Genomic DNA, 13,497 nt, shown 5'->3' on the forward strand with positions numbered 1-13,497 from the left:
TACCTGGAATGCTCCGGATCTTAAGTGCGCCTTTCAGATTACGGGGGCTCCGGAACCGGGCAGCGCCGGATCCCCGGCGATGCATGCCTCCGGCAAAATCATTTTCCTCCGGGAGCTCTGACGCCGCAGAAAATCCGGCGCCGGTCAGCAGATAAAAAAACAGCAGGAAAGAAAGCAACAGCAGGAAGAAGAGGACTTTATGTCAGAACAGGTTTCTGAAAACCCGGCTAACCCCCATGAAACTCCGGAACCGGAGGGAGACGCCGTCCGGGAGGCCTCCTGGCGTCAGGAGCCGGAAAAAACCTTTCCCCTGGGCATCCTGATTGTTCTCAAGGTGCATGACATTTTCGGAGAAAGGGCGGCTCTCATTCTGGTCTGGTTTATTTCCCTGTGGATCTGGCTGTTTTCCCCGGAGCTCCGGCTGAGCTCCCGGCATTATCTCCGCCGGATCTCATCCTTTGCCGCAGCCCGGGGCGTCAGGCTGGGCCGGCTCAGCACCAGAAAGCATGTGTACGCCGTTTCCGTTAATTTTTTTGAGAGAATGCTGTCCTGGAAGGGCAGTCTTACTGTTGACCGGCTGATTTCGGAGGATAATGCCCACGAGAGAATGCTGGCCCGGGCTGCGCTTCCCGAGGGGGCCGTGATTATCGGAGCTCACGCGGGTAACTCTGAAATGCTTCGGGGCATGAACTCCTCCTGCTCTCAGAAAAAAATCACCTCCTTCATGTTTGCCCATCAGTTTCCCCGGCTCATGGAGCTTATCAAATCATTAAACTCCCAGAGCAATCTCAGCATTATCATGGCGGAGGAGATTACTCCCGCCACCGGCATGATGCTAAGCGAGAAGCTGGATGCGGGAGAGTGGATCTTTATTATGGGAGATCGTCTCCTGGCCAGCGATACCCGCTATTGCGAGGTGGAGTTTCTGGGGAAAAAGGCGCGTTTCCCCTTGGGGCCCTGGCTTCTGGCCGCGATTTTCAAAAAGCCCGTCTATACCGTTTTTGCGGTAAAGATTCAGGGAAAGTATCACCTGTATTTTCAGGAGGTGGGGGAGATCCGGCTCTCCCGGAAAAACCGCGACGAGGATCTCCGGAAATATGTGGAAAATTACGTCCGTTTTCTGGAGGAGCTGCTTCTGAAGGCCCCGTACCAGTGGTTTAATTTCTTCGACTTCTGGGAGGAATATTCCGAAGGAAACGGAAAGGGGGAATCCGTAAACGAAAAAGCCGCTTCCGCAGAAGATGTCTCAGGGGACAAAGCAACTCCGGATGATAAGACCGTCTCTGATAATCAGGGGTGAGGAAGGAAGCTTCCGGTCCGTATCTTCATTCTTTAGGCATTTTTCTCACCGGCTCGTGCTTTTCCGCTTTCGCCTTCCGGCCTTTGCGATCTTGTTTGTTTAGTTCCCTGTTCCTAAGCAGCCGTTTTCCGTAAAGACATATTCCGCTCCGATCATGATGCCCCGGGCCTCCCGGTGATGCCCGATCTCCGGGGTTTCCCATACCGGGAGATCCCGGGGGATAAAGGGGAGAAGCAGATCCAGGGGATCCGTGTCCGGGTATTTGGCTTTGAGTTCGGTAAAGGTGCCCAGAACGATACCGGATACTCTGGCGGTTATGCCCAAAGTTTTCAGGGCGGCGAAATAGCTTATAAGGCGTTCCGGATTGCCGTTAAGTCCCTCCAGTGCCAGCACCTTGCCGTCCGGCTCCGGCATGTACGGGGTGCCTGCCAGCTTGAGGAAGCAGCGGATATTGCCGCCGATAACCGTTCCCTGCATTTTTTTCCCTCTCCGAAAACCGCCCCGGGGCGTAACCAGAGGCGAGCGGGAGGAGGGGCTCTTCAGGAAATCAAGAAGCTCCCGGAGCCGGTTTCCGGTGGTGTCCCCCAGGGCATTCATTCCGGAAAACAGCGCGCCCCGGCGTCCTCCAATGGCATAAAAGGCGTTCAGGAGTGCGGTGAGATCGCTGTAGCCCATGAAGATCACGTCCTTTCCGGGGAGGACGCTGTCCGGAAGGGGATCTCCCGGCACGAGATCGCAGGCTCCGGCCAGAAGCTCATTAGCCGTATCGCCCCCGGAAACGTCCATAATAAACCGGAGATCCGGATTTTGCCGCAGTTCGGTCATTTCCTGAACCTTGAGGTCTGTTCTGGGAAGTCCCCGGGGATCCGGGGTCAGGGTTTTTCCGGAGGCAACGGGGAATCCTTCCCGCTCCAGAAGCCTCCGGAGCTTCATAATCAGGTCAAGCCGGCCGGAGGAGATGGCATTTGACATGGCGGTAAGGACAATAACGGGATGCATAAGAGGCTCCTGATGTTTGTACGGGCAGGCTTGCGAGAGCCTGGCACTAAAGCCTAGAAGAAGCTAACTGAGCTGTAATGCCAAATAACGCTAGCCTTGCGCTGTATCAGCTTCGGAGCAGACTTGATCATGATTTTTTTAACCTGGTTGAGCAGGCCTTTTTCTTCCGGACAAGTCTGGGCATGCCAGGAACTGAACAGATGAAACCACTCGGTTACAGATGTGTCTGATGCCGTTTGGCGCAGGCTGATATCGTGGTGTTCCGGATATTCGCCGATGTCATAATCGCCGCACTGAAAAACCTCCAGCTTTCCGAATACCTCATTCAGGAACAGGCGGAGGCTGATATCCTTCAGGAAGGTCTTGGGCGTCCTGTTTATGGCTGAAGAGTCGCCGGGATCGCATTTAATCAAAATATCAAGACATTTAGCCAGGGAGTTTCTCCTGCCGGTTTCTTTAAGAATCTCCGGGAGTTCCGGGCTGGTGTGGATTAAATCTCCCAGCATGCCGAATCCGTATAAGTCTTCCGGGAATTCCGCGGCAACTATGATTTTGGCTTTCGGAGTAAGATAAAACCCGACGATATGCCAGCGCTGTTTTTTGATTTTCTCATGAGTCATGATTCTCATGATTTTCAGGGATGCGGGATTTTTCTGCGCTGCCGGCGCTGTGTTGGGGACATAGCTATTTTTAATGGCCGGAACGCCGTTTTTGAGGTATCTTTCCTTCCATCTCCGGACAGTGCCTTCTGTTACTCCGGTCTCCTTTGCCACCAGCATGATCCGGCTTTCCCGGGCGCAGGCCAGGACGATCCGGGCCCGTAAAGCGCGATCCGGTTTTCCATGGGCAATAATATCGTTAAGCTCCTGAATCTCTTCGGGAGTGAGAGTGAGCGTCTTTGATTCACTTTGCATATGTTTGCTCCCCGGGGCGCTGTTTTACCCCGCTTCCTGTTTCGCTGTCTTTTCACCGGCAGCAAGACCGCTGTAAAAGTCCGCATAGGTCTTAGCCTGATAGTACCGGAGCCAGCATTCTCCCATGGCGACGACAATGCTGGCAAATATGTCCGGAACCTCAGGCAGCATAAAATTCCCGGTATTGAAGAAAAATAACATGCATATCCGGGAGTTGTCTGTGAGTTCCTTAAATCTGGCAATGCCGGGGGATGCCAGATTGACGCGGTGATCCGGGGCCGGCATCTTTAAATTCTCGCGCTCCATGGCGTTTTTCATGACGTATTCCGTAAAGTCAGCCACCAGCATCCCCGTGGCCAGTATCATGAGAAGAGCGTTCCGGCGATCCGGATTTGACAGCAGGAGACTGCCGGCAAAAATCCGGGGATCCCGGGAGATGCGCCACATGTCTCGGCTTGCCGGAGACTCGGCGAAGGGCGCCAGTATTTCCTCCAAAGCCGCATGGTCAGCGGCTCCGGCGGCGGCAATGACAAAGCGGGAGACTTTGGGTGTCTTTTCCGCATCCTCCTCTGTTTCCGCCAGAATCAGCTGAACCTTGATTCCGGAGATCTCTGTATTACCGCAGAACCGGGCGCGGCAGGTTTTCCGGCCGAGCCCGGCAATGCTGACAAAGCCGTCAGCGAAATCAGCTTCCCGGAGGGACTTCACGCATTTCAGGGTATTGGGGAGCTTCATAAGGATGCTCACACCGGATTCCTGTGCTGCGGCCAGAATTTCCGGGGTGAAGACGCGGTGTTCCAGAGCGAGGTACCGGAGATCGGGAAACTGCTCCTTAAGGAGCGGAAGTCCCAGCCTGAGAAACTCCGGGAGCTTCTCAGGCTGGAAATCGGCGGCGGTTCCGGACAGAGCAAACAGTGGAATCCGGGTGCGGGCGTCCGTTAGGGAGAGCAGGGTCAGATCGCCGTTTTCGGAAGATTTGCTCCTTTTCCCCTCCCTGATAGCCATGAGCGCCTGACCGCTGCCTGTTATCGGATCCTCCCACAGAGCAAACTCAGCGCTGCCAAGCCGGCAGGAGGTAATGGTTAATCCGGCATTTTTAAAGGCGGCGCCGGAAAGAGCGGTAAAGATCCTTTCGGGGCCGTATGCCTGAACCCGGTCAAGAAAGCGGGAGATGGCATCCTTTGTCAGGGCGGATGCGGGAATATCCCGGTTCAGAAAGGCCTCCAGGGGCATTTTGGCAAAGTATTCCCGGGGCTCCCGCAAATCCGGAGCGGGAGCTGCGGACAGGAGCTCGGTCACCAGAGCCCGGAGCAGGGCGCTTCCGGGAATGCTTCCGGGGGCGTCCTCCGGGGGCAGCGTCCGGTCTAAGGCCGCATCCATTCCCAGGTAATCCATGGTTCCGGCGGCAATTCCGGCAAAGCCGAGATATTCGGAGACGAGCTCCGGAGCGCCCGTCAGGGTAAAAAGAGGATTCTTGGTGTCCTTAAAGAGGTCTTTGAACTTTTCCCGCATGACTCTCATGAGATGGTCATGAGCCTGGGCGGCATCTTTTCCATTAGCGGGGGAGGCGGTATCGGCGGTCATAAAGAAAGCACTCTCAGCAGGTTATGGTAAAACCGGAGCAGCATACACGCAAAGGGGAAATCTTCAAAGCATAAAAAGCTGATTATGTTTGTCTGTCCGGAATTACGGGCCATGCCGCGGTTACTTTAAGACAGGGATCACAGGAATAGGGATGATCCCGTTTTGATTACGGGAGCCGGAAGAACCGAAGGATCCGCATCGTACTTTTCCGGTGAAGCGTCTTATCAGCGCCGGTCTTGGTTATCTCATTCTTTTCCCTCTTCCTCAGTCTTCGGTCTCTCGTGATTTTCGGGGGGTTTTCATGAAGATCGCCTTTTCCAAAAAATAAAAAAAATTTTTTCAGAAAAACACTTCGGAAACGACCAGGCGCCTTGCTATAATTAAGGTATAGCGAGATTCCTGATTATCCACTACATAAACTAAAACCGTTTTATTATTATGATTAATGCTATAAAAGCAGCGATAATAATGAATAATACGTCTATGACAATCAAGTATCATAAGGATATGCTCTTGAACACCCCTGATGAAATTGGTGGCAATGCCGGATCCGCAGCAGATAAGACTGCCGCAGTTATGCCGGAAAACGAAAACAATGAAGATCCCGCTTTTGCCGGAGAACCTTGCGATTCCGGAACCGGTCTTTTCGTTCTTCTGGGATATGACGCTGCCGGAAAGCCCGTAAGCTTTGACCTTGCCGGGGCGGCGGGCCTTCTTATTGTTACCGGGCTTTCCGGCAGCGCAGAAGTTCAGGACAGCGCGCTGTGTTCCCTCATAAGACGTTACGGACCGGAGGAACTCCGGCTCCTTTTCATTGATAACGGAACAAACCAGCTGTTTTCAGATTACGGGAGACAGCTTCGGGGGATTCCGCATCTTCTGGCTCCGGCGCTTAAAATGAACCGGGCGCCGGAGGCCTTAAGGTGGCTCAGATCTGAAACGGAGCACCGCTGCGAGCTTTTGTCATATTTTGAGCTAAAGGGGATCCGGGAATTTAATGAAAAGGCGCGGCGCTGGTATAACGCGGGACAGCTTCGCCGGGATCCCGTCTGGAATTACCGGGAAAGCCGGGAGGCCGAGCCGCCTTATCTCAGGCCCCTGCCTCATATCCTGATGGCGGTGGACGAGTATGCCTATTTTATGCTCAGCGATAAGCTCCGGAGCGAATTTGAAAGCGCCTTGTCCTATATCACCGTCCGGGGCCGGGAGACCGGGATTCACCTTATGCTGCGTACCGGGCATCCCCGGGAGGAGATTATCACCGGAAGGATAAAATCCTGTTTTCCGGCCAGGATAGTTGCCGGGCTCGCAAGCTCCTTTGAGTCCCGGCTGGTTCTGGGGTTTGACGGCGGGGAGAAGTTGCCGCCGGGCAGCATGCTGGCCAAGCTCGGCCCCGGTTACGGCGCTTTAACAGAACTCAAGCCTCTGGAAATTTCCGCTGATGAAAGAGCGGAACTTGCCAAAACTCTTAAAGAAGGCAGTCTGCCGGATCCGGCTCCTCTCAGTATTTTTAATGAGGCTTCGGCGGCGGAAGATCATTATCCTACCGGCGATCCTCTCTACATCCCTCTGTGGTACTACTGCCGGGAGCTTAAGGAGGCCGGTTCCGGCATCAGTCTGTCCGCCATGATGAAAAAGTACGGCATCAGCAGACATCGGGCGCAGTATCTTATGAGCTCTCTGGAAAAGGATGGCGTGGTGGCATCTGATGTTGACCGGGAGCGAGAAATTCTGGACTGTGCCTGAGCGGGGCGGTATTGGAGTTTGGGAACGGCTCCTTTGATTCAACGGAGCCGGGTGAGATTCAAGTCCGCCGGGGAAACAAAAATCGCAGACAATATTTTCTGAAATTACTTGACAAAAACTATACTATAACAGTATAATTAATATCGTAAAGTAGCTGATAACGCTTTTATGACCTGATGTTTTTATGGAGTTCAGCTTTTAGGGACAGGAGAAACCGAGGCAGGAAGGGCTGATTTCGGCATTATCTTTTCAGGAAGGAGGACATAATGGCAGTTTCAGATATCAAAGAGTGCGCATATTCTTCAGAGGCCGAGGCGGAACTTTTCGGTTATCGGGAGGGTACCTATGTGGAACTGGGCCGCTACTATCAGGAAAGTCCCCGGGAAAAGTCTCCGGTCTCCTGGCTGGTTCTGAAAAGACTTCCGGGCAAGGCTCTTTTGCTCTCCCGCGACGTTTTGGACTGTCATATGGTGGCGGATGGCAGCGCTTACTGGATACACAGCGACATCAGAAGCTGGCTTAATTCGGCCTTTTCTCAGGAGATGTTTATCGAGGAGGAGCGGAAAAGAATGTGCTACACCGCTCTTGATTATAACGGCAATCCGGAGTACGAGAATTCCGGCGGCAGGATCTGCCGTAACCGGGTGTTTCTGCTGAATTACCGGGAGATCATGGAATATCTGCCGCGTCCGGAGTCCCGGAAATGTCAGCCCACGCCTTATGCCAGACTGAAGGGCGTTCAGGTTTCCGCTGATGAAAGCTTCGGCGGCAAGGGCTATTGCTGGTGGTGGCTCAGAAATGTCGGAGCTGATTACTGCCACGCCATGTTTGTGGATGCCTATGGTTTTCCGGATACGGCGGGGAGCCCCGGAGACGCGCGTTCTCTCGGGGTGCGGCCGGCTCTGTGGCTGAAGACCCGGGATTAAATTTCCGGCCTCAGTAACACCGGCAGCAGTTTTTTCAGGAAAAGTTTGCGTTTGGCAGGATTAAAGAGGATTAGCCATTATGAGAAAAGAACAGGATACTCTCTTCCGTCTCAGGAATCCCGGCAGAAACAAGCGGGCCAAGCTCTCCCGGCTCATTTCCGGAGAAACTCCGGCAGAGAAGGAACGCCGTCCGGAGATCCAGCCGAACACATACTTCATGTTCGGGCATTACTATTATGAGCGCTGCTTGGATAAAGCTCCTCTGGAGTGGCTGGCTCTCAGAAGAGAGGGAAACCGGGTTCTTGCGGTAACCCGTTATGCCATTGACTATAAGCGGTACCATGACAGATACGATGGGGGCTGGCGGGATTGTTCTCTCAGAAGGTGGCTTAACAGCGATTTTATTGCCATGACGTTTTCGGAGACGGAAGCAAAAATGCTCCTGGAAACCCATTGTCCGGGCACCGAAAACCCCAGTACCTGGGATCCGGAGCGGGATGCCACGGAGGATCGGGGGTTTCTCATGAGCGAGGACGAGGCCCGTAACTGGTTTCGGGGACATGCCGTGAAAGAATGCTTTGCCACCCCCTACGCCATGTTTAAAAGCAGATTTGCCAGCCAGCATATCACGCAGATTTTGCCTGCGGGAAGCTGCCTCTGGTTTCTCAGGCAGACCCGGACAAGTTCCTGCCTGATGGCTAAGAGCGCTCCCGGAAAGGTCATCGTCGAAAGCTTTGGCAGCAGTAACTATTCATGTTTTGTGAGACCGGCCATGTGGATTCACCTGTGAAGCCAAGGCAGCAGATCCGGCTTTAATATGCGGACAGACTGAAACCCGGAATACTCCGGCAAGAACGAGGATTTAATGATGAGCGAATCAAAGAGCTGGTATGGCAACGTGCGTCTCAGAAACTACATCACACCGGATCCGGGGATCAGAATTCACGGCTTCAGAGTCCTTGAGGCTTCTTCTGACCGGGGAGATGGGCTGGAAATCCTGTGGAGCCGGGGCGCGGTCAGACAAAAAACCAGAGTGATCCGGTTTAGCGAAAGACCCAACCCCAGACCTAACTCCAGCGTGAATGAAGGCGGCAGTCAGGGCAATTACGAAAGCGCCGGCGCTGAAGAGATTGACGATGCTGCGTTTGAGGCCTGGCTTTCCGGTGATTACACCCCTTTCATTAAGGAGGATGAAGTCTTTTCGGCGTTAGGGGAGACGATGGCTGAGAGCTCGGACATGTTTTACTGGGGGACTGATATTATGCCTCTGGAGGGGATGAGCGTTTCCGATACGCTGTACTGCGTGCTTTCCGCCTGCTGCCTGTATCTCAGGATTGAGGGGCAGCTTCCCAATCCCGAGGAGAGCGGCCGCGTCTTTCTGCCGGAGGAGGTCGATAAGGCCATCAGTGAAGAGGAGTTGGGGATTTCGGAGATCCGGCTCGGCGAGAAATACATTGGCATTTCCTGGTACAGCACCATTGGTTTTGGCGCATACTACCTCCAGAAGCTGACACCTGCTTTTCCGGGGTACGATGATGAGCCCTTGGATGATGCGTATGATTACGACGCGGATGACATCCCGGCTATCCCGGAGAATAACGGCACCGTAAAGGCGTACTGGGATTCGGATTCGGAATTTATGGATCGGAGCCGGAGACCGAAATTCATCAAAATGCTGATCCGCTGCTTTTGCCAGAATTACGTAAAGGAGCTGCGGTAATGCGGGGAGCGGACGGAGGCGATCAGTCGTTGCTTTCCGGCCCAGATTGTCCGTGCACACCGCTGTCCGCCCCCTGATTTCAAAAGAAGGCGCCATGCGGTGTGATATTTCATAAAAACAGATCCACTTAATAATGTTTTTTAAGTAATTCCGAAAGACTGCAAAAAACATTGCAGCGGCATAATTAAGGGGCAGAGGAATAAAAGGATGCGGTAATGAAATTTTCATATTTTCCGATGGAACAGGTGGCATTGCAAATTTATGAGGGGCTGGATTTAATCCTTGTTGATCTGATAAATGATTGTTATCCGATTGTCTATGTATATCCCTGCTTCTTCGACAGATTAATAAAAGCGGTGTAGTATGCCGGGTTAGATGCTTCTCTGATTTCAGGGATGAATTTAAGCAATTGCAGTGAATATCATTCAGAAGTAAGCAAACTCGAAGAAGAAGTATATAACAAATTTAATATAGATATTATCAAGCAAGATTATGAACTGTGTGATAAATACTGGAAAGTTGATATCTTAGGGTACTGCGTATCAGACCTTACGCCAATCGATTTAGAGTTTTAGGATAAGTAAAATAAGGCGGCGGTTATGTCAAAATATAGTTACGAACAAAAGGTTAATTCTCCGCCGAAGGTTAAATATTCATCATTGTCAGAGCTTGAAAAAAGGGATCTGCTAAAAAATCTTATTTACGATTTGACGTATGACATGGTTCATGGACATCTGGAATTTCAGAAGAATGACGATTGGTATCGCCTTCTTTTAAGGCTGATACAAGATTACGGCTATGATATAACCTCCATCAAAGAGGTTGACTGGGACAATCTTCAGAATGTATGCGATTTCTGTTATCCTGTGGTAATAAAAATTGAGAATATGCCTTTTCCGGAAGGTTATAGTGTGTTTGATATAAGGCAGTTATTTGCCCAGCAAATCATTATAGATGACTGAACGGATACAAATATGCGACCAATAGTTTTCTAAAAAATAAATATTATTGATAAAATGCCGTTTTTGATATTTTATTCCAAAAACAGCATTTAATTCAGTTGTTTCGCATTGCCTGGATTAATCTTAAAAATAGCGCCGTTGATGCCAATCATCTCGTGCTCCCCAAAATATCCTCTACCTTCTCAATCACCCACTGATGTTCCTTTGCGGTCTTGCTGAAAAATTGCTTTTCCGCTTTTGCGATGGCTTTTTATATGCTGTTTTCAGCGTTTTTTGTCAGGTGGTCATGGTTTTCCTCTTCCTGAATTTCCCGCTGCGCCTTAGAGAGGAGCTTATGAATCTGAAATGAAGTACAATCTCATTCTGCGGCGAGCATATGAATGGCGGATAAAACCCCGCCGGTATGATTATGAAGAGGGCGAGGAAACCAGAATGCTTTCTTTCGGTAAAAATTTCTTTCTCTTAAAAGGCTTTAAAAACCTTATTTCACGGAGAACTCCGGCTATATTTTTGCTGCCGGCGCTGCTGTGCTGCGGGACAGATCCGGCCTCCGCTGTCCCGGTTTCCGCCTCTGCCGTCTTCAGGGATGCCGCCCCCCATAAAGCGCTCTTCGTTATGGAAAAGTATCTTCCCGGCCCCCGGAAATCGGTGTTTTCCGAAGGGGAGGCTCTGGTATTTCCCGGACAGGGGATCTGCTGGACGGTGCTAAAGCCCCGGCCGCAGACCTGGCTTATTACCCCCGCCGGTATCAGGGATCCGGATCGTTATGCAGTGCCGGAGTCGGTGCGAAGCGCTCCGCCCCATCCCTTTTTCGCCAAAAGCATGCAGGCCTTTATGGGACTTCTTTCCGGAAAGGAGGCCGCTCTGGAAAGCGAGTATGAGATCCGTGTCGCCCCGGAAGGAGAACACCCTAATGCTGCCGAAGGGGAGGGAGGCGCTTCGGCGGGCTCATCTTCGGAAGATCCCCGCATTATCACCCTTATTCCCCGGGATCCCGGCATTTCCCGGATAGTAAAAGAGATTGCCATTACGGCGGAGCAGTCCCGGATTACCGGCATCAGCATTGCCGAGGAGGGGGGCGGCTATACCAGAATAACCTTCAGCGCCGCTCCTTCCGGAACGTCTGCTGCGGAGCCCCCGGCTTCTCCTTCCTCTGCCGCTGCCGATCTTCCGGAAAAGCTGTCAGATCATTCCCTGGAAGCTCTCTGCCATGGCCGCTGATATCGGATTTGCCCGCAAAAGGGCGGCGGCGCGGGCCGCGGGGGTGATCCTGCTGGCGCTTATTCTGACAATCCTGGGATTTGCCGCCGCTCTGGTAAAACCGGAGATCATTACCGCCGATTTGGCAGCGCTGCTCCCGGATGAACAGGGCCCGGGAGACCTCGGGGTACCGGAGGCTCTTTCCCGGGAAATCATTATCATGGCTGACAGCATTCCTGAGTTCGGGGAGACTCCGGGAGCGGGAGGGAATTCCCCGGAGAGAGATGATGCGCCGTTACGGCAGGCTCTTTCCCGGATGCAGGAGATCCTGCGGCAGTATCCGGAAATCGTCCTGGAGGATGCCGCTGTTTTGGAAAATGCCGGCAAATATTTCTTTGAGAATCGTTACCGCTATCCGCCCTATTTCAAAACTGATGCGGAGCTTAGGGAGGCGGTGTTCGAGGCCGTATACAGTCCCTTCGGCGGTCTTACGGATCTGGAATACCGACGGGATCCCTTTCTCATTATGCGGCATCTCTCGGGACAGCTTTCGGGAAGCTCCTTCGGGGACATCCGCCGGGACGAACAGGGCTTTCTTTTTTTAGAGCGGGAGGGACGGCAGCATTTCCTTCTTTCCGGGAGCATTGCCCCGGGACAGCGGATCTCCCGGGAGCGGGGAAAACGGCTTCTGGAGGAGCTTTTTCAGGAGAGGGAGAAGCTCCGGGAGCAGGGGATCCGCCTTTCTTTCCTGTCGAGGTTTTTCTATGAGACCCGCGCTTACGAAAATTCCGTTTCCGACATGAGCCGCATCGGAGGATTTTCCGCAGTTGTTCTCATAATTATTTTCATTTGCCTTTTCCGGAGGATCCGAGAGCTTCTGGGCACCGTGGTTTTTCTGGCGCTGTTTCTGGGGGGCGGCCTCGGCGCCGTTCTGCTCTTTCTGGGCCATCTTCACGTCATCGCCCTGGGGATGGGCGCCGCCCTTATCGGCATTTGCGCGGATTATCTTATTCATTCATTTATGTTCCGGGAGCCGGGGAACCCGGCGGCCCGGAACCAGCTCGTAAGAGCTCTTATCGCTTCCGGCATTACCAGCATATTGGCTTATCTTGCCATGACCCTGACCGAGCTTTCGGCGCTCCGGGAGGTGGCCCTTATGGCGGCGGTTTCGCTTTCCCTGGCGGTTTTGACGGCGATCTTTGTGATTATTCCCTTCTGGTCTTCCCGGGCGCGGACTCCGACTTCCGGACAGGATAAGGGATGTTTTCCGGAAATGTCCCGGAGGCTCCGCCGCCATCTTGGACTTTCCGGCGGCATTATGCTTATTCTGGCCGGGATTTATGCCGCCGCCGAAATTACCCCGGATGACCGGGTATCCCGCCTGCAGGATCGGGACGGCGTTCTCACGGAGATGGACAGTCAGATAAGCGAGCTTATGATGCATTCCGGGGAGGTGTCCTGGTATCTTATAACCGGCCGGGATCTGGAGACGGCGCTTAAGACCTGCGAGGAGATCCGGGACAGTCTCCCTCCGGATCTCAGAAGAGCCGTGCTTTTTCCCTGTTCTGCCGTGCCCTCCCGGAGGACCGCGGAAGAGAGCATCCGGCGTTACCGGGCGGCCCTCCCGGCGCTTCAGGAGGCCTACAGCGAGCAGGGAATCCCCCTGGAGACTGTTCCTGATATCGCGGCGGAGCTTTCTGCCGCGCCGGGAGATCCCGTAATTCCCGCGGTGTTTGCCCGGCTGTTCCCCGCTGATGCCGCGCTTTTGCGAACATCCGGCGCTCCTGAAATCAGGCCCGTTCTCGAGAGGGAGCTTCTGGCCCGGGGAAATGTGAAACGACTAGATAAAAAAACAGAGTGGAATAATGCTTTTCGGGATTTTAGGATACAATTGACCCGGGTTTTGCTGGGGGCGTTTCTGGCCGCGCTGGCCGTTCTCACGTTTTTTATGGGCCGGAGAGTGGTTACCGGTTTTCTGATTCCGGTGCTGGGCGGACTTTCCGCAGGGCTGATAGCGGCGCGGTTCCTTTCCGGAGGCTATTTCTGCCTTTTTTCCGCGCTGGCTCTTTTTATGATTCTGGGGCTGGGGGCGGATTACTGCATCTTTATGCATTCGGCCTCTCCCGCCGCCATCCGGGAACGGCGG

General features: G+C 53.2%; 11 protein-coding genes. 8 read left to right on the forward strand and 3 right to left on the reverse strand.

All coding sequences use genetic code 11. The annotated features are described in order from the left end of the window. Positions 1-199: 199 nt before the first annotated feature. Positions 200-1,300 (forward strand): hypothetical protein, encoded by a 1,101-nt coding sequence (locus tag ACJROR_RS06675; protein ID WP_406546432.1) that lies wholly within the window; start codon positions 200-202, stop codon positions 1,298-1,300. Positions 1,301-1,399: 99 nt separating this feature from the next. On the opposite strand, the gene ACJROR_RS06680 is transcribed toward ACJROR_RS06675, so the two are convergent. Genes ACJROR_RS06680 through ACJROR_RS06690 form a run of 3 tightly spaced genes read right to left on the reverse strand, consistent with a single transcriptional unit; the run spans position 1,400 to position 4,797 of the window. Further along, positions 1,400-2,299 (reverse strand): LD-carboxypeptidase, encoded by a 900-nt coding sequence (locus ACJROR_RS06680; RefSeq protein WP_406546433.1) that lies wholly within the window; start codon positions 2,297-2,299, stop codon positions 1,400-1,402. Positions 2,300-2,352: 53 nt separating this feature from the next. Next, positions 2,353-3,213: a helix-turn-helix domain-containing protein gene (locus tag ACJROR_RS06685; RefSeq protein WP_406546435.1), complete on the reverse strand. Its 861-nt coding sequence runs from the start codon at positions 3,211-3,213 to the stop codon at positions 2,353-2,355. Between the two features lie 24 nt (positions 3,214-3,237). Beyond that, positions 3,238-4,797 carry a DUF4277 domain-containing protein gene (locus ACJROR_RS06690; protein ID WP_406546436.1) on the reverse strand — a complete coding sequence of 520 codons (1,560 nt, stop codon included), beginning with the start codon at positions 4,795-4,797 and terminating at the stop codon, positions 3,238-3,240. A gap of 483 nt (positions 4,798-5,280) precedes the next feature. On the opposite strand from ACJROR_RS06690, the gene ACJROR_RS06695 reads away from it, so the two are divergent. From ACJROR_RS06695 to ACJROR_RS06725, 7 genes are all read left to right on the forward strand, one after another. Further along, positions 5,281-6,543, forward strand: coding sequence for an FtsK/SpoIIIE domain-containing protein (locus ACJROR_RS06695; RefSeq protein WP_406546437.1), 1,263 nt, complete (start codon positions 5,281-5,283; stop codon positions 6,541-6,543). A 266-nt stretch (positions 6,544-6,809) separates the two neighbouring features. Beyond that, positions 6,810-7,469, forward strand: coding sequence for a DUF6273 domain-containing protein (locus ACJROR_RS06700; protein WP_406546438.1), 660 nt, complete (start codon positions 6,810-6,812; stop codon positions 7,467-7,469). 79 nt (positions 7,470-7,548) lie between these two features. Next, positions 7,549-8,259, forward strand: a complete 711-nt coding sequence (locus tag ACJROR_RS06705) for a DUF6273 domain-containing protein (protein ID WP_406546440.1) — start codon at positions 7,549-7,551, stop codon at positions 8,257-8,259. Positions 8,260-8,334: 75 nt separating this feature from the next. Further along, positions 8,335-9,189 carry a hypothetical protein gene (locus tag ACJROR_RS06710; protein ID WP_406546441.1) on the forward strand — a complete coding sequence of 285 codons (855 nt, stop codon included), beginning with the start codon at positions 8,335-8,337 and terminating at the stop codon, positions 9,187-9,189. A 599-nt stretch (positions 9,190-9,788) separates the two neighbouring features. After that, positions 9,789-10,151: a hypothetical protein gene (locus ACJROR_RS06715; RefSeq protein ID WP_406546443.1), complete on the forward strand. Its 363-nt coding sequence runs from the start codon at positions 9,789-9,791 to the stop codon at positions 10,149-10,151. Positions 10,152-10,766: 615 nt separating this feature from the next. Next, complete coding sequence (locus ACJROR_RS06720) at positions 10,767-11,372, forward strand: hypothetical protein (protein WP_406546444.1); 606 nt, start codon at positions 10,767-10,769, stop codon at positions 11,370-11,372. Beyond that, on the forward strand, positions 11,362-13,497 hold a 2,136-nt coding region (locus ACJROR_RS06725), incomplete at its 3' end, for a hypothetical protein (protein WP_406546445.1). The genes ACJROR_RS06720 and ACJROR_RS06725, both read left to right, overlap by 11 nt.

The sequence above is a fragment of the Succinimonas sp. genome, assembly GCF_045225735.1.
Taxonomy (GTDB): Bacteria; Pseudomonadota; Gammaproteobacteria; order Enterobacterales; family Succinivibrionaceae; genus Succinimonas.